The 20,505-nt window shown below is 40.5% G+C and carries 21 protein-coding genes; 1 reads left to right on the top strand and 20 read right to left on the bottom strand.

Annotation, left to right across the window (positions count from 1 at the left end; translation table 11 throughout):
* Positions 1–97 precede the first annotated feature (97 nt).
* The 16 genes from NUV40_01805 to NUV40_01730 form a co-directional block, all read right to left on the bottom strand.
* Positions 98–694 (bottom strand): prepilin-type N-terminal cleavage/methylation domain-containing protein, encoded by a 597-nt coding sequence (locus NUV40_01805; GenBank protein ID MCR4342623.1) that lies wholly within the window; start codon positions 692–694, stop codon positions 98–100.
* 29 nt (positions 695–723) lie between these two features.
* Complete coding sequence (locus NUV40_01800) at positions 724–1,692, bottom strand: D-glycerate dehydrogenase (GenBank protein MCR4342622.1); 969 nt, start codon at positions 1,690–1,692, stop codon at positions 724–726.
* A gap of 118 nt (positions 1,693–1,810) precedes the next feature.
* Positions 1,811–2,674: a class II fructose-bisphosphate aldolase family protein gene (locus tag NUV40_01795; GenBank protein MCR4342621.1), complete on the bottom strand. Its 864-nt coding sequence runs from the start codon at positions 2,672–2,674 to the stop codon at positions 1,811–1,813.
* Between the two features lie 215 nt (positions 2,675–2,889).
* Positions 2,890–3,873, bottom strand: coding sequence for a carbohydrate kinase family protein (locus tag NUV40_01790; GenBank protein ID MCR4342620.1), 984 nt, complete (start codon positions 3,871–3,873; stop codon positions 2,890–2,892).
* Between the two features lie 13 nt (positions 3,874–3,886).
* Positions 3,887–4,885: a transketolase family protein gene (locus tag NUV40_01785; protein ID MCR4342619.1), complete on the bottom strand. Its 999-nt coding sequence runs from the start codon at positions 4,883–4,885 to the stop codon at positions 3,887–3,889.
* Positions 4,886–4,897: 12 nt separating this feature from the next.
* Entirely contained in the window at positions 4,898–5,767 is an 870-nt protein-coding gene (locus NUV40_01780) for a transketolase (GenBank protein MCR4342618.1), read from the bottom strand.
* A gap of 14 nt (positions 5,768–5,781) precedes the next feature.
* Complete coding sequence (locus tag NUV40_01775) at positions 5,782–6,450, bottom strand: hypothetical protein (protein MCR4342617.1); 669 nt, start codon at positions 6,448–6,450, stop codon at positions 5,782–5,784.
* On the bottom strand, positions 6,444–7,700 hold the full coding sequence (locus NUV40_01770; protein ID MCR4342616.1) for a hypothetical protein: 1,257 nt from the start codon (positions 7,698–7,700) through the stop codon (positions 6,444–6,446). Before NUV40_01770 ends, NUV40_01775 begins: the two co-directional genes overlap by 7 nt.
* Before the next feature lies 1 nt (position 7,701).
* On the bottom strand, positions 7,702–8,145 hold the full coding sequence (locus NUV40_01765; GenBank protein MCR4342615.1) for an RpiB/LacA/LacB family sugar-phosphate isomerase: 444 nt from the start codon (positions 8,143–8,145) through the stop codon (positions 7,702–7,704).
* Between the two features lie 9 nt (positions 8,146–8,154).
* Complete coding sequence (gene gap, locus NUV40_01760; GenBank protein ID MCR4342614.1) at positions 8,155–9,183, bottom strand: type I glyceraldehyde-3-phosphate dehydrogenase; 1,029 nt, start codon at positions 9,181–9,183, stop codon at positions 8,155–8,157.
* Positions 9,184–9,297: 114 nt separating this feature from the next.
* On the bottom strand, positions 9,298–10,800 hold the full coding sequence (gene gatB, locus NUV40_01755) for an Asp-tRNA(Asn)/Glu-tRNA(Gln) amidotransferase subunit GatB (GenBank protein ID MCR4342613.1): 1,503 nt from the start codon (positions 10,798–10,800) through the stop codon (positions 9,298–9,300).
* Between the two features lie 21 nt (positions 10,801–10,821).
* On the bottom strand, positions 10,822–11,274 hold the full coding sequence (locus NUV40_01750) for an NUDIX domain-containing protein (protein ID MCR4342612.1): 453 nt from the start codon (positions 11,272–11,274) through the stop codon (positions 10,822–10,824).
* 187 nt (positions 11,275–11,461) lie between these two features.
* On the bottom strand, positions 11,462–12,973 hold the full coding sequence (gene pilM, locus NUV40_01745; protein ID MCR4342611.1) for a type IV pilus assembly protein PilM: 1,512 nt from the start codon (positions 12,971–12,973) through the stop codon (positions 11,462–11,464).
* A 103-nt stretch (positions 12,974–13,076) separates the two neighbouring features.
* A complete protein-coding gene (locus tag NUV40_01740) occupies positions 13,077–13,295 on the bottom strand; it encodes a DUF1653 domain-containing protein (GenBank protein MCR4342610.1) in 219 nt (72 codons plus the stop codon).
* 337 nt (positions 13,296–13,632) lie between these two features.
* Positions 13,633–14,289, bottom strand: coding sequence for a transposase (locus NUV40_01735; protein MCR4342609.1), 657 nt, complete (start codon positions 14,287–14,289; stop codon positions 13,633–13,635).
* A 349-nt stretch (positions 14,290–14,638) separates the two neighbouring features.
* Positions 14,639–15,658, bottom strand: a complete 1,020-nt coding sequence (locus tag NUV40_01730; protein MCR4342608.1) for a site-specific integrase — start codon at positions 15,656–15,658, stop codon at positions 14,639–14,641.
* Positions 15,659–16,165: 507 nt separating this feature from the next.
* On the opposite strand from NUV40_01730, the gene NUV40_01725 reads away from it, so the two are divergent.
* Complete coding sequence (locus NUV40_01725; protein ID MCR4342607.1) at positions 16,166–16,474, top strand: hypothetical protein; 309 nt, start codon at positions 16,166–16,168, stop codon at positions 16,472–16,474.
* Here the strand turns inward: NUV40_01725 and NUV40_01720 are convergent, their stop codons facing one another.
* The 4 genes from NUV40_01720 to NUV40_01705 are packed head-to-tail and all read right to left on the bottom strand — an operon-like array spanning position 16,475 to position 20,505.
* Positions 16,475–17,554 carry an ATP-binding protein gene (locus NUV40_01720; GenBank protein MCR4342606.1) on the bottom strand — a complete coding sequence of 360 codons (1,080 nt, stop codon included), beginning with the start codon at positions 17,552–17,554 and terminating at the stop codon, positions 16,475–16,477.
* A 5-nt stretch (positions 17,555–17,559) separates the two neighbouring features.
* Complete coding sequence (locus tag NUV40_01715; GenBank protein MCR4342605.1) at positions 17,560–18,171, bottom strand: hypothetical protein; 612 nt, start codon at positions 18,169–18,171, stop codon at positions 17,560–17,562.
* A complete protein-coding gene (locus tag NUV40_01710; protein MCR4342604.1) occupies positions 18,168–18,866 on the bottom strand; it encodes a YIP1 family protein in 699 nt (232 codons plus the stop codon). Before NUV40_01710 ends, NUV40_01715 begins: the two co-directional genes overlap by 4 nt.
* A 4-nt stretch (positions 18,867–18,870) precedes the next feature.
* Complete coding sequence (locus NUV40_01705) at positions 18,871–20,505, bottom strand: hypothetical protein (GenBank protein ID MCR4342603.1); 1,635 nt, start codon at positions 20,503–20,505, stop codon at positions 18,871–18,873.

Raw genomic sequence — 20,505 nt, 5'->3', positions numbered from 1 at the left:
ACGGGATTAATATCATACTATTATACCTTTTTTAGTGGGGGGGGGTATAAGGATGTTATCCACAGGGGGCTGTCTGCGCAAAAAAAAGGAGGGGGGATTAAGGATAAACACTATTTACAACATAAGCGCTATCCATACCAGCGTGGCCGGTGCAATAAGTGTATGGAGAAGGGCAACATGAGGGAGTGACACGAATTCCAAAAACAAAATCTTCTTCACTCATTGGCCAACCGCCGGTCCACCTGCCACATTTATATTGAGCCGATTCGGGGTGATCTGGATTTTCCAATTGAGATATTAACATATAATATCTGCCACTTGGGGAAGCTCCGTAGGCATATAAATATTGACCGGCCTCCCAAGGAGACCAGCCGGTATTCAATGGGTCTCGTGGAACAGAGGTCAAGTAACCTTCAGAAACCAAAATATCCAAAAAGTCATCGTCGTAACTTGAACGATCAAAATTATAAATATCCGCATCTATCTCTGACGGTAAGGGGTATCTATTATTGTCAATAGCAAAATTCTCCAAAGCGCTTGCAATGGTATTCAAATCTTGGACTCTTTTAGTGTCTCTCGCGCTAGCCCTTGCTCTGCTTAAGGTTGCCCCTATAACAGAAGCCAAAAGACCAATTATCGCAATAACGACAAGAAGCTCTAATAATGTAAATCCCTTTCTGTTAGATTTGGTCATATGATAATCCGGATTATCTAACCGGATTCTTATTTTTTAACTATATTGAGAGGGGTCTGCCCTTCGGCGACGGCGATGATATTTGCCGAGGCGAGCTCAGCCATCTTCCCTCGAGTCTCTTCTGTGGCTGAAGCCGCGTGAGGCGTCAAGACCACATTATGAAGTTCTGATAAGCCCGGTGCAAGCGCCGGCTCATTTTCATATACATCCAAAGCTGCACCTTTAATAATTTTATTCTTAAGAGCCTCTACAAGCGCTGTCTCATCTATAATTGGCCCACGTGAAGTATTTACCAGATAAGCCGATGACTTCATTAAAGAAAGTCGCTTTTTATTTATAAGATGATGCGTTGAATCAAGAAGTGGAACGTGAATTGACACAAAATCTGCTTCTTTCAAAAGGTCATCCACACTCTCTCTAAACTCGGCATTATATTCTTTCTCAAATTCTTCGTTTCTTTTTATGTCATAGTAGATAATCTTCATCTCAAATCCGCGAGAAGCATGGTGAGCAACCCTTGTGCCGATCCTCCCTAAGCCCAACACACCAAGAGTCCTTCCAGTGACATCATTACCAAGCATCAGCATCGGTGCCCAGCCTACATACTTGCCAGCGCGAGTGAATCTGTCTCCCTCTGTTATTCTCTGAGCAATAGACAAAAGCAAACCGAAAGCATGTTCGGCGACAGTTTCAGTCAAGACCCCGGGTGTGTTTGTTATCATCACTCCCTTTTTGTTTGCTTCTTCTACGTTGATATTGTTATAACCAACAGCGTAATTAGCAAAGATCTTCGCCTTCGGCGCCGCATCAAACACCTCGCCGTCAATCGTGTCCGTAAGAAGACACAGCACGGCGTCATACTCTTTCTGTTTTAAAGCGAAGATAAGCTCGTCCTTAGACAATACTTTATCTTCAGGATTTACATCCACTTCGTAACCCTTATCTTGGAGCATCTTTATACCCACCTCCGGAATCCTTCTTGTGATATATACTTTCATAAAATTTTTTGAATTACTTATTAATCTACTCTTTGGAAAAATTTCATAGTTGTTTTCCGAAGAATTTCCCTTATGACCGTTCTGGAGGGAAATAAGCTATGAAATTTTTCCAAAATACTTAAATACCATTAAACAGCCTCAATCTTTGATTGACTTTCTCTTCTATTGCCGACACAACCGGCTTCATTATCCTGTACGGCGCCATCTCGTCAGGGTTTTCTTCAAGCGATTTTTTCATCGCCTCTTTATAAACGACCCTAAGTTCAGTGCTGATATGAATCAAAGAGATACCCGCTTCCACCGCCTCTTTAAAATTGTCATCAGAGATACCGGAGCCTCCATGGAGCACGAGTGGCACGCTGACAGACTCTTTTATTTCTTTGATCCTATCAATATTCAACTTCGGGTTAGGGGCATTTTTCAACATACCATGGATATTGCCGACAGAAGGAGAGAAGAGATCCACCCCCGTCTCTTCCACAAATCTTCTAGCATCTTCGGGTGTAGTCAGCTGGTCTAAAGAGACCCCCTCCGGCACCTCATCAAGCAATTTAGAAGATTGTCCTATGTAGCCTAACTCCGCTTCTATAAGGACATCAGGGTTAGCAGACCGCGCATAATCCACACACTCTTTCGTTATCTTTATATTCTCTTCCATCGGTAGTTTAGCGCCATCAAAAATCACGGAATCAAAGCCAGCGTCAATGGCCTCTTTCACTCTCTCAAGCGAATAAGTATGATCGGCATTTATGAAGATCGGATAATCAAATTCCTCGCGCAAACTTTTCACAAGCGCCACTGATTGTTTGATGCCGATAAAATCTCTCTCCCCTTCCGACACACCGATGACAACAGGCAAGTTAAGTTTCTTTGCGGCGTTAAAAATCCCTCTCAACACCTCAATATTAGCGATATTAAAATGCCCGACGGCCCTCTTCCCTTCTCTTGCTTCCTCCAAAACTTGTTTTAAAGTGGTATTCATATTTTATCCTACATCAAATTCACAGGATTTTTATACGTTTTCATCTTAAATAAATAATATTCGTTCTGTTCGTGAAAAATTCTCCCTTGCTCCGCGTGGAACCCATAATTTTTCTACTCCATAACTCATTTATTTATAGTTAATCCTCAAAAGTATAAAAATCTTGTGAACTTGATATTTAATTTTTAATTTTTTATGACCTAAGCACTTCATATTTATATCAATCTCGGCTCGTAACCGACAGGCGCTTTAGCTAAATTCTCTTCAAGCTTTTCTCTGGTAAGAAGTCCTGCTCGAGCCCCTATATACTGAACAACAGACATAGAATTAATAGGCCCCCATCTTAAAGCTTGCGGTATATCAAATCCAAGAGCGATTGCTGATGTAAATGCCGAAGAGAAAGAATCTCCGGCGCCAGTCCTATCCACAGGCGCACTTGGATCCGGGTAGATCGGCATCTGCCAGAAACGTTCGCCATTATAGACAAAGGCTCCGTTTCTCCCGTCAGTGATAACCGTAATTTTCGGTCCTAAAGCGGAAACTTCTTGCAATAATTTTTTAATATCTCCTTCCTTGTTTCCCAATATCTTCTGCGCTTCTTCTTTGTTACAGAAAAATATTTCCGCTCTTTTATAAATCCCCGCCAATGAATCTTTACCGAACTTTATCTGATAAGTTCCCGGCTGGAAAGCGAGTTTGACTTCAGGATTATCATTCAAATATTTCTCTATGACCGAGTGGAAAGAGAGAGAGCCCGCTCCAAGAGAAGATAAGTATATCCATCGCGGTTTGCCTATGTCAGGCAAGTCGTAAGCATATTCCTCATGCTTTATTAAAATAGTTCTTTCTCCTTTATATAAAAGGACGTAATGATAATTTGTTTTCTTCCCTTCGTGAGATTTTATAAATTCTATACCGAGATTCTCTTTCTTTAGAGTTTCAACGCACTCGCGGCCGAAATAGTCATTGCCTATATTTGACACCAGAGCTGTTTTTAAACCCAAGCGAGATGCGCTTACTGCCGCATTCGGACTATTGCCTACACCCGGGACTATATGCACGTCTTTATAAGGAATTTTGTCGCCGAAACTCATACAAATCTTAGTAAGACCATCATCTCTCTCCACCTCAGCTTCTTTCTCTTCAAGTTCTATAAAAGCGTCTGTTACAACATCCCCAATTGCTATAAAATCATACATAACTATTTAATATTTAATCATTACCTTTTAATTTAATAACTTTTCTAACTGCATCTTTTATCCCGTTTATGCCCATACCGTAATGCTCCACAAGTTCTTCTTGAGTACCGGACTGCCCGAATTTATCTTCCACGCCCACAAACTCCATTGGAACAGGATAATTTTTAGCTAAAACTTCAGCCACGGCGCTCCCCATGCCTCCAAGAACTTGATGCTCTTCAACCGTCACTACTCTGCCGGCTTTCTTTGCAATATCTATTACAGAAACTTCGTCCATCGGCTTAATGGTATGATTATTTAAAACTAAACATCCTATCCCCTCTTTAGCAAGTTCTTCTGCCGCCATAAGCGAATTGTAAACAGATGGACCGCAAGCAATAATGACAACTTGCGGATCCTCGTCATCGCGTAAAAGATTAGCCTTACCGACTTCAAACGGCGATTCTTCTGTCGTAACAATAGGGGTCGGTTCGCGGGCAAATCGCAAATAGAAAGGTCCTTCAATCTTTGATGCTTGATAAGTTGCCTTTTTCGCTTCTATAGCATCACATGGAACAACAACATTCATCCTCGGGATAACTCTCGTGATAGCGATATCTTCAATAGCTTGATGTGTGCCTCCGTCCGGACCCACTGATATACCGGCGTGCGCGCCGGCTACTTTAACATTTGAATTATTGTAACAGATGGTGGTTCTTATCTGCTCCCAATTTCTGCCGGGAGAAAACATCGCGTACGATGCAATGAAAGGCACTTTCCCCATAGCGGCCATACCGGAAGCAACAGAAGCCATAGACTGCTCTCCTATTCCCATCTCCACAAATCTCTCAGGAAATTTTTTTGAAAAAGTAGAGGTCTTAGTGGAGTCAGTAAGATCCGCGCAGAGCGCCACAATATTTGGATTCTCATCGCCTGCCATCAGAAGACCGTCGCCGTAACCAAACCTGATAGGAGTTTGCTCTACATCTTTATCTAAAAGTTTTGGATTTAATTTTTGATCTGGGTTTAACATATTATAAAAATATCATTCATGCTCAGACTTTATCTTACCTCCCAATGTTCGCAACTGGTTCAAAGCTTCTTTAGCTTCATCTTTATTTGGCGGCTTGCCATGCCATTCAAATTTCCTCTCCATAAACTCTACCCCTTTGCCTGGTATAGTATGCGCGATAATTACAGAAGGCTTGGAAAACATAGCCTGAGCCTGCCCTATCGCATCATTGATTGAATCAAAATTATGCCCATCAACTTCAAGAACATGCCAATTAAAACTCTCAAATTTATCGCGAAGCGAATCAAGAGGCATAATATCTTCAGTGAAGCCGTCTATCTGGATATTATTCCTGTCTATAATGCCTATTATGTTGTGAAGCTTCTCTCTTCCTGCCATCATTATCGCCTCCCATACTTGCCCGCAATCAAGTTCTCCGTCGCCCATAAGACAGTAGAACCATTTATCATCACTCTTGCCGTCATTCATCCTATTAGCTATAGCCATACCCACTGCTTGAGAAAGACCGGAGCCCAAGGGACCGGAGCTTGTCTCTATGCCGGGAAGCCATTCCCTGTGCGGATGACCTTGCAAACGAGAACCGAATTTACGCAAAGTTTTAAGCTCTTCTATTGGGAAATATCCTGAGTGTGCCATTGCCGCATATAAAACCGGACAAATATGCCCATTAGAAAGGATAACTCTATCTCTTTCGGGCCAACTAGGATTCTTAGGATCATGTTTTAGAATATGAAAATAAAGCAGAGCAAAAATATCTGCCATACCCAAAGGGCCGGCTGAATGACCGGAGCCGGCTTCAAGAAGCATTTCAACAATAGATCTTCTTATATTATTTGCTTTTTCTTCTAAAAATTTTATCTTCTCGTCAAGTAAGCTTGCCATTTTTATATTAAAATCTAATTTTGATTTTTTGTTAAATCCATTAATTTCCTCCAGCTAGCTTCCGCCCCGTTCTCATCAACATACACTGCCGAACCGGCTGTCAGCCTGTTTGCGCCGGCTTTCACAAGCAGAGGAACTGTCTTTATATTAACTCCGCCATCAACAGATATTATAGCATTAGGATACGCCGAGCGTAAACCTTCTATCTTGTGTAAAACTCTTTCATCAAAAGGTTGACCCTGAATCCCAATCTTGGCAATCCCCATAAACTGCACGAAATCAATCTCCGTCATATATTTATCTAGGGCTTCATTTGGCGTATCAATGTTTAAGGCAAGGCCTACTTCCACGCCGGAATTTTTTGCCAAATCTATAGATTTATTCACATTATCAGTAGACTCAATATGGATTATCACTCTTCGAACGCCAGCACTCACCCAATCTTTTATTACAAGCTCTGGATCTTTCACCATCAGATCAACTTCCACGTCTACCCTTCCACTTGGCGGTTGAACCGCCAAATAATTTTTTAAATCAAGTGGATTATTCCAAGTAGTATCAAGAGTAAATACGCCGTCAGTAATATCTATCTGCACCCAAGGAGAAAAATCTTTTACGAGATTAATTTTATTTTTAATCTCTTGCCAATTCTTCTCTAAAATTGCCGGTATTACCTCTACCATGTTCCCTTAAACTTTATTCCTATAATAGGTCCGCGCTCTCCAAGCTCATACATGGGAGAAAAAGTTGTTTGTGGAAATTTGATCCCATCCATCCCAAGCGCAGTCCCCATGAGCCTCCAATTATCACTATCCATGATAAAATCAGCCGTCAATCCTAATGCAAGCTCTTCTACGGAAGCGCCTGTGTTCTTCGCATATCCTATAATGTCATTCCCTTTATGCTCCTGCATGGCGCTTGTTAAATATGTCGATAACGCATAATTCATCGCCTCCGACTTGGCGACAAGTGCCATAATAGCCATAAACTGACCGGGAGAATCTCCTTCTCTCATCGTATTCACAAGAAACTCGCCATATCTTTTATCAGCATTCATACCGGAAACATTGATAGCCGCCGTATTTTTAACATCACCACTCCATTCTGTATACCCTCCAAATAGATTTAAAGTGGTTGTCGCCGTATCTGCACCTTGTCGGAGCGCCTCATTCTCATGTCCAATCTCGTGCACAAGGACAGACATCTTCTGAGCTAACACCACCTCAGGCAAAACTTTAGCAAGTTCAGAGAAACTTATTTTGCCATTATCAAATATCTTCTTAGTCCGGTCAAAATAGCCTTCAATATCAAAGTTGCCATTTTTGTATTCCAGGTAATTATCATTTGCCTCAATAATTTTGGCCTCCATTCTCCCTGCAATGTCAAACACTTTTTCGCCACCTGCCACTTTTTTAATAATCTCGTCGGGAAAAAGATCCGGACTTCCCTTAATTTTATCATTAAGATAACTATTAAAATCACTTGAGAGTCTGTCAAAAGTTTCCAATTCAAAATTCACCCGTTCAGCTACCGCTTCCCTATCCTCTCTATCTTGGATACTCGCCAAATCTTCCACCCTGATTCTTTTGGGAGACTCCGAACTTTCACTTTCTATAATTTCTGAGACAGCAGTGGTGTTATTCGCTCCAAGCGCCACTTTATCTATTTCATTTTCTGAGGCATTTACCGTCCCCGCTTGCAATATACAGGCAGTGATAGAAGCGTATAAAATAGAGCTCCTTAAAGATTTATCTTTGAAAAATTTTTCCGGCCAACTTCCAATAGAATCCTTAAATGATGAGAACCAATTTAAAAAACCTTTTGGATTTTCTTTAATACTTTCATCAACTGATTTTTCTGAAAATACCTCTTGAATATTTTCCTCTTTTCCCGCTTTATCTACAACGGTTTTTTCAAATTGATTTTCAAACATATTAAATTTTATCTATCTTCTCAATCCTTCTTTTGTGTCTTTCTCCATCGGAAAACGAGGTTTCAAGCCACATCCTTACCGCCTCTTTAGCTTCATTTTCAAAAATAAATCTGGCGCCAAGCGACAATATGTTAGCATCATTATGTTCACGAGATAGTTTAATAATATCAAGCGGTCCGCCATAGAAAACAGCCGCCCTCACCCCTTTAATACGGTTAGCGGCTATTGCCTCGCCTTGTCCTGAACCGCCCAAAATTATCGCCCTGTTATTCTCAGGGTCTTCGGCTACTTTTTTTGCCGCAGGAAAAATAAAATCCGGATAATCATCTCCTTCTTCATGATTATGATTCCCGATATCTTCAACTTCAAAACCAAGCTCGCTAAGAAAAGTCTGCAACTTTTCTTTTAATTCAAATCCGGCGTGGTCAGAGGCTAAATAAATCATAAATTATTATTAAACTAATTTCCCGGCTTCAATAACGTGTTTTACCAAACTGTTCGTATACCCCATTTCATTGTCATACCACGAAAGAATCTTCACCAAATCACCGTCTACCACTTTTATAAATTCAAGGTCTACAATAGAAGCATGCGGCAAACCGATAATATCTGATGAGACCAAACCTTCATCGCTGACAGCAAAGATCCCTTTCCATCTCTCATCTTGCGCCGCTTTCTTAAAGATATCTCTTATCTCTTCCGCTGAAGTTTTTCTCTTAGCAAGAAAAGTGAAGTCCGCCACTGAGCCGGACACAACAGGCACGCGCATAGCCATACCGTCAAATTTTCCATCAAGTTCTGTAATGGCTTTTGTCACAGAGATAGCGGCACCGGTAGTAGAAGGAACTATATTCACCGCCGCCGCTCTTCCTCTTCGCCAATCTTTCGCGTCCGGACTATCAACTAGCTTCTGAGTAGAAGTGTAGCCATGAACTGTATTTAAAAATGCTTTTTCCACACCTATCGTCTCGTGCATAATCTGAGCCACAGGAGAAACAGAGTTTGTGGTACAAGATGCATTTGAAGAAACAACGCATGTCTTCAATCCTTCTTCATTTATACCCATAAGGATTGTGTTGCCGTCTACTCCTTCTTCTCCTTTTGCCGGAGCAGATATTACAACCCTCTTAGCACCCGCTTCAATATGCGCTTTAGCTTTGTTGTATTCGGTAAAGAAACCGGTAGATTCCACTACTACATCAATACCAAGTTCTCCCCACGGCAAGACAGACGGATCCTTCTCGCTGAAAAAACCAATCCTTTTCCCGTCTACTATAAGAGCCGGACTTCCCTCTCCTTTTAAAGTAGAGATATCATGTTTAAATTTACCTTGCGCTGAATCATATTTTAAAAGATAAGCAAGATTATCAACATCTCCCAAGTCATTAATAGCCACCACTTCAATCTCTGGAGTAGTACTTGCTAATCTCAAAACTTGCCGACCTATACGGCCAAACCCATTAATTGCCACTTTTATTGCCATATCTTTGATTAAATAAATTAAATAATAATACTGATATTATAACATAATCTCTGATAAACCTTATCCACATAACACTAACTGTCCAACACCGAGTGTTGGACATGAGGGAGCCGTTTACTCTAAAAGTTTTTTAAAAACATCTTCGAGGACTTTCGGATTGGCACTGCCGCGAGTCTTGGCCATCCCCTGACCTATGAAGAACTTCAAGGCATTTTCCTTACCCGCTTTATAATCCGCCACGGCGTTGGGGTTCGACTCTATTATCTCTTTGGCAACTTCCTCTAAAGCGCTTTCGTCACTCGTCTGCGTCAGCCCCTTCTCCTTAATGATAGCCTCTGGGTCTTCCCCGCTTTCAAGCGTTAGCGCTAGCACATCTTTGCCGGCGCGCGAATTAATACTCCCTTCTTTAATAACTCTGATAAGTTTCGCAAAATTCTCAGGAGTGATTTTTATATCAGCAAAACTATACCCTTTGTCTTTCATCAAGCCCAGCAAATCAGTCGTAATATAATTCACAGCAAGCTTCACAGAAGAATCTTCTTTTAAAATGACTGCTGTCTTCTCAAGAAAATCAGCAATACTCTTTTCTTGTATAAAAATATTTAGAATCTTTTCGTCGGCTAAACCATAATCTTTTTTAAATCTTTCTCTTTTTTCCCATGGCAATTCCGGTAAAGGCATATCGCCAAAATCAAGCTCGCTTATTTTAAGCGGAGGCAAATCCGGCTCGGGGAAATATCTATAATCATGCGCGAGCTCTTTTTCCCTCTGCGAATAAGTAATTCCTTTCACTTCGTCAAACCCGCGCGTCTCGTGAACAATTTTCTCTCCTTTATCTAAAATCTCCGACTGCCTCTTTGCTTCATACTCTATGGCGCGCAAAACGGAGCGAAATGAATTTAAATTCTTAACTTCCACTTTGGTACCTAAAACAGATTTACTTTGCAAATCTGTTCGGTCGACCAATCTTTCAGATTGGTTTAGACCAAGCTCTCCGCCTCTGTCCACCATTAAAGGCGCTAAAGAAATATTCGCCTCCACGCGCATCAAGCCCTTCTCCATATCAGCATCTGACACATCAAGATAACGCAAGAGAAGTTGTAGCTCTTGAGCGAATTCACTGGCTTGCTTAGCCGATGTTATGCAAGGCTCTGTCACAAGCTCCATAAGAGGAATCCCGGCTCTGTTATAATCCACATGACTTGAACTCGGATCATCGTCATGCAAAAGCTTGCCCGTATCCTCCTCTAAGTGGATACGAGTAATCTCTACCCCATTTAAAGTGCCGCCTGAGACAAGCGGATATTTATACTGACTTATCTGATAACCTTTAGGAATATCCGGGTAGAAATAATTTTTCCTATCAAATTGAGAATAGTCAGCTAATTTGCCGCCCAAAGCCTTGCCGACAAATAACACCTTTTTCACCGCCTCCTTGTTAGCAACCGGCAAAGTGCCTGGATGTCCCATACAGACAGGACATACGTTAACATTTGGCCGTTTCTCTAAGGGGTCATTCAAAGAATCGCAAAACATTTTAGTCTGCGTCTTTAGCTCTGCATGTATCTCAAGTCCGACAGTGAGCGTATATTTATCCATAATTATATTTTCTTCCATTCCACCTTCTCGCCTCTAAGCTTATGTTCTGTCATTAATAGCTCTCCATATATCCCTTCTATTAAATCGTATTTTTTTTGATTCTTCCAGAGTCACCCATTTAAACTCATCACATTCTTCTTCTTGAAGTTTTACTTCGCCTCCTACGTAATCAGCTGCGCAAGAGATTATTAAAGAAGGCACATCATCTTTACCTATAAGAGCAAGGCTCGTCACATACCAGATATTATCAATCTCAAGACCTGTCTCTTCTTTAACCTCTCTCCTTAGTGTCTTTTCTAATACATTATACCAATGATGATTAGTGTCTTTAGGAAGTTTAAGATAATCGCTTTTCTCCATTCTCCCGCCCGGCACAGTCCACATTCCTGGAAATTTCTTCTTGTCGGGCGCGCGCCTGGTGATAAGATACTTCCCATCTTTTATAATGATGGCGGTGATTGCCACCTCATGAAGATATTCGTTATTTTCCATTATCACATCATTCTACCTTGATCAATAAAAAAAATCAAAAAGCTCTACGGACGTACGACGTCCGTAGGTAGAGCGACGGATGTAAGTCCTACGGACGTCGTACGTCCGTAGAGCCGACGTCCGTAGAGCTACCATCTATATATAGCTATATATAGCTATATATAGCTATATATAGCTCTTGAGCATTTTAATTGCTCTTTATTGTTGCGTAGTCAGAGATGACCCACCCTTCAGTTTTTTCATCTATTGTTATCTTATACCAATCGTCTTTCTCTTCTATCAATGAGTAGGTTTCTTTTGGATAGACTTTAGTTATTTGAGCATAACTAGTCCCAGGGCCACTTCTTACATTAAGCCAGCCTGTGGGTGTGTTTGTTATAATTACTTCTTCTTTTATAATCTCTTCCTCTATTTGTATTGACATACCATCAATCTCATCACTTATCATATCAGTGCTCGTAGCTGAAATAAGAGAATTTTCTACAAGTGGAACAACGTCTTGATTTTGCGATTTTGTACGATGAGAATAAAAAGTATACCCCAAAGACGCTAAAATTAAGATACCAACGAGCAAACTAAGTAAATATTTTAAAATCACTTCTCTTTTGATACTGCTTCCTGATACTTTAGGCAATAAATTTATCCCCCTCCAAGAATCATCAAGACCCCTTAGAGCCAATCCTATGACGTTGGAAAAAAGAACTGACTGTTTTTCTCTATTATTTAAGATCTGCCCATTTTTTAACTTTTCAATAGGATTGCCTATCTTAACTTTTACACCAAGACTCTTTTCTAAATATTCATCTAAACCGGGTAAAGAAGATGACCCTCCCGCTAAAATAATCTCCTCCACTTTTCCATTAACATTATTTTGATAATAATTAATGGCTTTTTTTATTTTATCCAAAACCTCTTCAAAAGAATTTTTCAATATAACAGAAATTTGATGCCCTTCTCCATTATCGTTAAAACCAAAAGTTCTTTTTAATTCTTCGGATTCCTCGCGACTTTTGGCTAATTTATCCATTACAGCTTGAGTTAACTGACTTCCGGCAACGGGCGCTGAAACAGAAAGATGAAGCAATCCATCACGACCAAAGATACTTATGTCGCTTGTCCTTGTGCCAATGTCCACCACCATAGAATTCGCTTTCAAAAATAAGGGTTTCAAAAGAGCGCGCCCAAGAGAAGACGCTTCAACATCTATTATTATAACTTCAAGACCGGCAAGTTCAGCCACTTCTTTGTATTCATCTACTAGATATTTAGGCACAGCGACAAATAATATATGATGAGATTTTTTGGTAGAGACCAAAACGTAATCCCAATAAACAGTATCCAATCCGGATGGGGCGATCTTATTTATCTCACTCATTATCTCTTGTTTCAAATCATCATTCTTCAGATCAATGGGTAACTCAAAATTACGGACAAAAACCTTAGATTCGGGCAAGCTTATAACAACCTTTATCTTTTTTGACGAAGATACGACGTCTCTACCGCCAGCTTTTTCTAAAACTTCCTTTAAACTTAAGACAAGCTTTTCTTTATCTATTATTTTGCCATTCTCAACTATGCCTTCAGGTAAAATAATTCTAGCGTGATTAACAATCTCTCTCTTCCCATTGAGTCTTAAGACTTCAACAGAAGAGTCGCTTATGTCCACGCCTATTGGTAATTTTTTTCTAAAATTAAACATACATATATTTTAAAAATTTTATATCCTCTTATCATATACATAAGACGATATTATTTCAATTTAATAACAAGAAAAACCCTTATTGATTAAACAATAAGGGTTTTTACTCTCCAACATATTTAAATCTCGGGAGTTTCTGACCATCAATTTCCACCTCTTCTAAAAACATTTCAAGTGGCCTTATCCAGATACCACCCTCTCCATAGAGCGCTTTATAGACAACCATCTCCTCTAGAGTTTCAGAGTGCTTTCCCACACCTAAAACTTCGTACCTTTTTCCGCTTTTACTATGTTCATATATTCCAAGTTTTATTTTATCCATAAATTACCTCCTTAATTTTCTTCAATAAGTATAATAAGTATAATACAAATATGCTCTATGTTCAATATTTTTATTTTCAACTTACGGCTATACTTACGGCTATGCTTACGGCTATGCGATAGCCGAGTTCCTAGACAATAATATATTCTTTTTCTATACTGTATTCGGCTCAATAATGTAGTACGCGTGGGGGGGGGCAAAATGCGGCCATAAGTTATTGGATGATTTTGTAAGATCACGACTTGCAGAAAAATCTGATGAAACGAACCTAATGCCCCCAGTAAGGGGATCGAGACCATTGGCCTTAATCACCTTTATTTATTTTCCATGGCACTTTTTATTTCTGGCTATCGCATAGCCAGGTTATAAAATCTTTTCTAAACTGCTCCTTATTAGTATCAAAGATTTCAAAAAACAGATCTCTGTCACCTACGAAAGGATAGTCCTTATTATTTGTCACAATTGAATAATTTGACCACTTATAGCTTTCTAAGAATTCAACTGCTTTTTCCGCGTTATCCAAACCATAATCTTTCCAATTCTTTTTTATTAGTTTAATGGGATTAGAAAAAATGTAATAAGGGATAAATAGAAGATGCTCATCATTTTCTATTTGAATAATTTTTGACCGACCTTGAAACAAAACTCCCGATCTCTTATATTTTAAATTAAAAGATTGAGTATATCCGCTGCTTATTTTTTTAGAAAACATACTGACCCCCTTATCTATTTTTTCCTGAACAAGTATATGGTAATGATTTGGCATAAGGCACCAACACAATATATCCACTAATTCATTGTCTAATTTTGTATTTAACCGTCTCTCAAGCAACGACTGTTCATATTTTCGCCTATCATGATATGAAGCTGTAACTAGATCACTACAATTAAAATCCTTTAAATTATGAATGAAACGTAAATAATCTTCATCTGTTAAAAAGATTTTTCTTTTTTCCACTCCCCTGTTTATAATATGAAAAATATCACCTTTCATCTTTTTTTTTAACTTCTGGCTATCGCATAGCCGGATTATTAATTTTTACCTCCCATGACACTTTTTATATTTCATCCACTGGGCTAATTGTCATGCGGGTCTTTGGGTAGTCCCAAAACCTTTTGTCTTACGAGTGTTTATTTTACTCCCCAGATGGCCCGTCGGTAGGTTGCCGTCGGATCATCTGGGAGTAAAAGTCGGGTTGTCAAAGGTCTGTCTTTTCTCTTTCAAGGACAACCCTATGCTAAGTTCTCAAAGTCATCAAGTTGAGTTGCCCACAGCTGTCTTTTCGTATATTCATTATAACTTATCGGGGTATTCTATCAAGCTGATAGATGCCCACAGTTGGTTAATCTGGCAACGGGACGACGGGTCTCGCAAATTTCTCTACGGAGTTTTCGACTCTCGCAACTCTTTCTGCTCTCTCTATCCTCTCTGCTCTTTCTTTTGTCGGAGTATCGTTCATGAATCCTCGATATCTCTTTTCCAATTCGTGATCAGTCATCATCGTGTAAATTGTCGAGCTCTGGACCGACGAGTGGCCAAGTATATTCATCACATCGGCGCTTGATCCGCCGCTCTTTATAATGTGGTGACCCATATGGTGTCGAAAACTATGAGCGTTCAAGTAGGGCAACTTAGCTCTGTTTGAATAACGCCTCAACATTTCACCGACTCCTCGGATAGTGAATCGTCTGCCTGTCGTATCGTGCTGGCCGGCGCATATCGAGAGAAAGAGAGCATCTGGTTCCTTGAACGCCATTGTCTTTTTTAGGTGTTCTCTTTTTTTCAACCAAGCCCATATACTGTCGTTGGTTGATTGTGTCCAGAATAATTCCCGAAACGGCCGCCTTCCTTTTGATTTCTCAGTATTGATAACCGCTCGGCGTCTCTCCATGTCCAGATCATCTACATCTAATGCAAGCACCTCTCCGTTTCTCGCGCCGGTGTCCCATAACAAATTCACGATGGCTAAGTTTCGGATATGACGAGGATCGGTGGTCTTTACGGGTATGGCGGCAATCAGTTGCCTATAATCCGCCTCTTTTGCAACCCTTGGAAGTTTATGTTCTTTGCTGGGTATCGGAATCAGGTTCTCATCGAGAACTGCATAGTTCTGAAGTCGATAAAATTCAAAGAACTTGCGCAGAGCCATGCACTTCCCGACAAAGCTATTTTGGTCCCATCCCAGTTCTTTCATGCCATTCAAATAGTCCATGACATGATGGATTGATATGTCCTCGATCTGGGGGTTTCGAAGGTAGAGGCAGAATTGTCTCAGTGTCTGATCGTAACCTTTTACGGTCTGAACTTTGACCTTAAACCTGCGCCAGTTAGAAAATTGATCGATTGCTTCTTTAAATTGCATATTTTTTTAAGTTGTAAGGTGCATAAAACAAAACCACCCAGAGTTGGAGCTCACGGGTGGCCTTGTACCTAACCTTGCGGCAGGATTTCCATGCCGCCCTTTTGCAAAAGGGCATGGCATGATTATGATACTACAAAAATCGGTTTAATGGAAGCCTTCGCCCACATTAAGCAACTTCAGTAGCTAGCCAACTCCGTGCTCCAACTCATTTCCGCTTTCGCGGAATTGATTCCCTTTCGGGAAACGGATTTGTTATATGCAGTTGTAAGTTTGCTGTGAAGGCTCGACTTTGGCCTTCAACACAACCCCTATGCTAATCGTCCAGATGAGTCAACCGAGCAATAGTGGATAACTATTCTGGGCTTCTGGGGTTAGCAATATACTACACCATTTCTTCATGGTGGTCAACGATGGGCTTTATTTTTTCTTTATCTTTATTTTAGATTCTTTTAATCTTTTTTTGGCCTTTTATTGGTGAAAAGGGACGAATCTTGTTAAGATGCTCGTATGATAACCGCCGAACAGACACACTATAAAAACTTATTCTCCAAACTATCGGCCGTAGCGCTGTTGATCGCGATGATTCCAATCTGGCCGTATTTTTTTTATCAGCTCTTGAAATTTTTGATTTTCGGCACTGCGGCTTACTCTGCGTATACCTTTCATTTAGATAAAAATAAAAAATGGATGTGGGTCATGATAGTTGTCGCAATTATCTTTAACCCAATCAATCCATTTTACTTTGGTCACTTCCTTTGGTCGGTTGTTGATTTGGTAGTGGCGGCGGTATTTTTCAAATCGCTCAAAAAGGTTTAACTACGAACGCTCAAGATTTCTGAACTGCTCGTAATATTCAACCTGCTCCTCTGTCACAGAGGGAGTGAATCTTTCTATAATTGTGCGGATTAGTTTTTCATCAATGAGAGCCATGTTCCCGGCTACAGCGGCACGAGCCGCTTCCGTAACAATCAACTCTACATCGGAACTTACAAAGTTTTCTGTTAGCTTGGCCAACTTTTCGAAGTCGATATTTTTATCATACGGCCGGCCGGACAAAGAAATTTTGAATAATTCATTGCGCGCCTCAAAATCTGGCGGCGGCACATAGATTCGCTTGTCCATTCTCCCTGATCGCAAGATTGCGGTGTCGATCATATGAGGACGATTTGTCGCTCCGACAACCAAAATCTTGTTATTGCCGGCATCATTCAACTCCATTAAGAATTGATTGATCTCCTCTTTCTTAATGTCCGCGCTGGAGCTCAATTCTTCTCTCTTGGGAAGCAATCCCTCGATCTCATCTATAAAAATAATTGAGGGTGCTTTTAACTTCGCCATTTCGAAAACCTTGGCAATATTCGAAACGGCGCCATGCACATAAGGCGTAGCCACATCAGAGGGTTTTAGCTCAATAAAATTGTAACTCATTTCTTCCGCGAGTTTTCTAACAATAAAAGTTTTGCCACAGCCGGGCGGTCCGAAGAGCAAAATTCCGTTCGGAATCGATAATTTAAACTTCTTGAATTTTTCAGGGTGCAAAAGTGGGCTGATTACATCATTGATTAGAAGGGCTTTCAATTCCTTCATGCCGGCAACACAATCAAAACCTCGCATAACCGTCAGATCCTCAATAATCTGAGTGACCTTTTCGTGAGAATGTTCTTTGGTAATAATACCGACATATTCGTTGCCGCCATGCTGTACTTTTATAAGTTCGTATTTTTTACCTCTGTCTACAATCTCATTCGGCTTAATGTTCAAAAGTAAGTAAAAGTAGCTGTCATCTGACAACTGATATACTTCGGTAAAGAATACCTTCTCTACACGATTTTTAATCGTGAGTCCTTCTTTAATCTTGAAGCTGTTGTATAAAATTGGTTTGGTTGGTGCTGACATATTTTTTATCTTGGTGTGCAATTTTGAGTGAGATAATTATTGTGGACCGCTACTTGAGCATTAAACCTATCGATGCGAGAGTCAAGTGCAGTGGCATCTCGTTTGTAAGAAGTGAGTTTGTAATTATATGTATTTACTTTTTCGTTGTAGTCATCGATTTCCCATTGTGACGAATAATCGTTGACATCACTGTACTCGATTTCTCTTTGCAATCGCTCCAATTCGCTGGCTCGAGTATCCATAGAAAATTGTGCGCTATTTAAGGTTTGCTCGCTTTCGCTCGGAGACAGCGCAACAGCTTTATCATAATGGTATCGCGAGCATCTATATTCTCCGTATTCAACACTATCGTCATCGGCAGATATGTTTCTGACTTGATTAGTGCTCGGCGGCGTATAAGTTGATGTTGGCGTAGTGCTATCTTCCGAAGAAGCGATCCAAATTATCACTATGATTACGCCGGCAATTATCGATATTGTTTTCCAATTCCAGTTAATTGAGCTGGCGGTCTCTGATTGTGGTTTTGCGCGATCCTTTCGAATCGCTTGTTTCGGTTTAGGCGATTCCTCGTCCAGAAACCTCAGATCAAAATCTAACTTTTTATCTTTATCGCTCATAGTTTATTAAAAATTGCGGCCGAAAATATCAAAACATAGAAAATTGCCGGCAATACGACAAACCAAATCATGGCTCTGGTTTTCTCTGTTTGCTGAATAAACATGACTCCTTTGTAGCTTAATCGAATGGAGTATGCTATCGCGGTGACTATTACAAAGAAGAACAGTATATCCAAAGAATTGCCCTCGCCGGATTTAAAGTAATCATTCCCATAAACAATTGTATTCAGAAGTAAGGAGCCAATGCTGGCGATCGCAACTGGTATCCCAGAAAACATATTGATGTTTCTGGATGCATCATAATTGTCGCCGCCTTTCGACCACTTGACCCGCAAGTGATAAATTGCGCCACCGATCCAATATTGCAAATACCCCGCTACGAGTCCACCGATTAAAACGATAGCCCAAACTTCGAGCCAAGTACTGCCCCCGTAGTCGCTCATTCGATCAATAGCAGTTGCCACTCCAACAGCCCAGATAATAAAGAACAGATAGGGCGGATTTTTTACCCGAAGATATTTATTGCAAAATGCCGGGAAGTCCTTAAAAATCGCTTTTATGTATTCGATAAGGGGTAACTTCTCGCCGGTCGTCTCGGCCGGTTTGTGAACCTCTGCCGGCTTTGCATCGGCAGGTTTTTCCTGTTCTTTCTCTAAAAAATCAAGATCAAATTTTAATCGTTCTTTGTCAGACATAAATTTATGTATTTCGATTTTTGTAAACCCAGCCGGCTATGAAGAAAATCAGGCCGATCCCATAAAACCAGACAGTTATCCATCCGAGGGTATATAAAATATTGGCCACATTGTTCTTTTGCCGCGCCCCTTTCATGAATCCAGTTAAGCCGCCATAGATGTGAGCGTCGATCAGCACGATAAAGGCTCCCTGCTCAAGCTGGCCCTCAAATTTTTCTTTCGCAAGATTGATGTAAGAATTTCTGTATTCGTCAAATTGACTCAAGTTATTGAGATTCACTTTTGCCATGTTGGATTTAATCTCCTCAACCATCTCGTCAATAACTTTATTATTAAAGTTGAAGAGATTAATGTTGTCATGAATCAGCTTGCCCGCTTCATCAAATAACGGCTTTGCTTTATCTTCTTGCTGTTTATCAAAATAATCCCGGGCTTGTTTGTATTTATTTAGTGCAAGCATGCTTATGCAGAGCTTTTTCTGTCCATCGTAAAATTCCTGCAATTCGGCATTGCCACTGAACTTTTTCCTATCTGATTCAATCTGTCTCAACGCCTCTTCATATTTTTCTTCGGCTACCAGATTGGCAACAGGAGCAATAAGGCCAGCATTTTTCTTTGTTTCTTCGAGTACCCGGATATCATGTTTTACCTTTGACTCAAGGCCGGCGGTGCCGGAAATCTTTAATGCAACATTCATTAATGCAATTGCCTTGTCTGTCTCGCTGAGATTATTATGCAAATCCAGCACAACGACTCGAATGGCGTTTGCGGCTCTATCCCTGATCGCTTTGGATTGGCTATCTTCGTACAGGCCTATCTCAATAAGCTTGTTGAACTCACCTTGAAGTTTCCCGATCAGCGTCTTGATCGTCTGCGCTTCCTTTTTATCAATCATCCCGTCCTCGCTAACCTTCAACGATTCCAATTGATCCACCACCTCTGCGATGCTCTGATAGATTGGATTCAGGACAGTTTTTTCTGTTGCCGCCCCTTTGGCTTCAAGAATCTTGGAGCTTTCCGCGACATACGAATTATCATTGTGGAAATGCCCGAGTTCAGTATAAATATCCGCCACATAAGAGATGGCGTTTGATTTAAACTCATCTATGATCTCCTGGCTTGTGCCAAGTTCGTCATGAAGCTTATATACTTTGGCGAATGCGTTCCAAAACTTATCGGAGTCAAGAAGTTCTTTCCAAATCTTCATCGATTGCGTGAGATTTGTTTTGCTGTTCTTTTTGAAAAGTAGCAGGCAGTGCAAAATAGCAAGGTTCTTTTTGTATAGAAACGACTTCGCAGTATCTTTCTCCGAGTTGTGCTCCCAAACTCGGCTCGCTTCGGCATAATTCTTGCTCTTGAGAAGGCCGGCCGCTTGCTCGTCAACGCTATCCGCAATTTGAAACCAGAAGAAATATTCTTTGATTCTCTTTTTGGGCGCGGATAATTTTTGGACCGCTTCCTTTACCGACTCCTCCGTTCGGAAATCCTCAAAAATATCCAAGTCCAGATCATACACTGGTAAATCGTCAATCTTGAGGCGATTGATAATTTCCTTTGATCGCTTCAAAACATCCCTCTGGCTTACAGAAGTATCAAGTCCCAGAATGTGGTATGAATTGTTTTTGAGTGTTTTGGGCAT

The sequence above is a fragment of the Patescibacteria group bacterium genome, assembly GCA_024654625.1.
Lineage (GTDB): Bacteria > Patescibacteriota > Minisyncoccia.
Note: the sequence above shows the minus strand (reverse complement) of the source record. Positions and strands in the feature narration are given on the sequence as shown.

Bases quoted from the DNA above. Each gene is read 5' to 3' on its own strand.
- NUV40_01805 (MCR4342623.1), bottom strand. From the start codon at position 694: ATGACCAAATCTAACAGAAAGGGATTTACATTATTAGAGCTTCTTGTC.
- NUV40_01800 (MCR4342622.1), bottom strand. From the start codon at position 1,692: ATGAAAGTATATATCACAAGAAGGATTCCGGAGGTGGGTATAAAGATG.
- NUV40_01795 (MCR4342621.1), bottom strand. From the start codon at position 2,674: ATGAATACCACTTTAAAACAAGTTTTGGAGGAAGCAAGAGAAGGGAAG.
- NUV40_01790 (MCR4342620.1), bottom strand. From the start codon at position 3,873: ATGTATGATTTTATAGCAATTGGGGATGTTGTAACAGACGCTTTTATA.
- NUV40_01785 (MCR4342619.1), bottom strand. From the start codon at position 4,885: ATGTTAAACCCAGATCAAAAATTAAATCCAAAACTTTTAGATAAAGAT.
- NUV40_01780 (MCR4342618.1), bottom strand. From the start codon at position 5,767: ATGGCAAGCTTACTTGACGAGAAGATAAAATTTTTAGAAGAAAAAGCA.
- NUV40_01775 (MCR4342617.1), bottom strand. From the start codon at position 6,450: ATGGTAGAGGTAATACCGGCAATTTTAGAGAAGAATTGGCAAGAGATT.
- NUV40_01770 (MCR4342616.1), bottom strand. From the start codon at position 7,700: ATGTTTGAAAATCAATTTGAAAAAACCGTTGTAGATAAAGCGGGAAAA.
- NUV40_01765 (MCR4342615.1), bottom strand. From the start codon at position 8,145: ATGATTTATTTAGCCTCTGACCACGCCGGATTTGAATTAAAAGAAAAG.
- gap (MCR4342614.1), bottom strand. From the start codon at position 9,183: ATGGCAATAAAAGTGGCAATTAATGGGTTTGGCCGTATAGGTCGGCAA.
- gatB (MCR4342613.1), bottom strand. From the start codon at position 10,800: ATGGAAGAAAATATAATTATGGATAAATATACGCTCACTGTCGGACTT.
- NUV40_01750 (MCR4342612.1), bottom strand. From the start codon at position 11,274: ATGGAAAATAACGAATATCTTCATGAGGTGGCAATCACCGCCATCATT.
- pilM (MCR4342611.1), bottom strand. From the start codon at position 12,973: ATGTTTAATTTTAGAAAAAAATTACCAATAGGCGTGGACATAAGCGAC.
- NUV40_01740 (MCR4342610.1), bottom strand. From the start codon at position 13,295: ATGGATAAAATAAAACTTGGAATATATGAACATAGTAAAAGCGGAAAA.
- NUV40_01735 (MCR4342609.1), bottom strand. From the start codon at position 14,289: ATGAAAGGTGATATTTTTCATATTATAAACAGGGGAGTGGAAAAAAGA.
- NUV40_01730 (MCR4342608.1), bottom strand. From the start codon at position 15,658: ATGCAATTTAAAGAAGCAATCGATCAATTTTCTAACTGGCGCAGGTTT.
- NUV40_01725 (MCR4342607.1), top strand. From the start codon at position 16,166: ATGATAACCGCCGAACAGACACACTATAAAAACTTATTCTCCAAACTA.
- NUV40_01720 (MCR4342606.1), bottom strand. From the start codon at position 17,554: ATGTCAGCACCAACCAAACCAATTTTATACAACAGCTTCAAGATTAAA.
- NUV40_01715 (MCR4342605.1), bottom strand. From the start codon at position 18,171: ATGAGCGATAAAGATAAAAAGTTAGATTTTGATCTGAGGTTTCTGGAC.
- NUV40_01710 (MCR4342604.1), bottom strand. From the start codon at position 18,866: ATGTCTGACAAAGAACGATTAAAATTTGATCTTGATTTTTTAGAGAAA.
- NUV40_01705 (MCR4342603.1), bottom strand. From the start codon at position 20,505: ATGCCCAAAACACTCAAAAACAATTCATACCACATTCTGGGACTTGAT.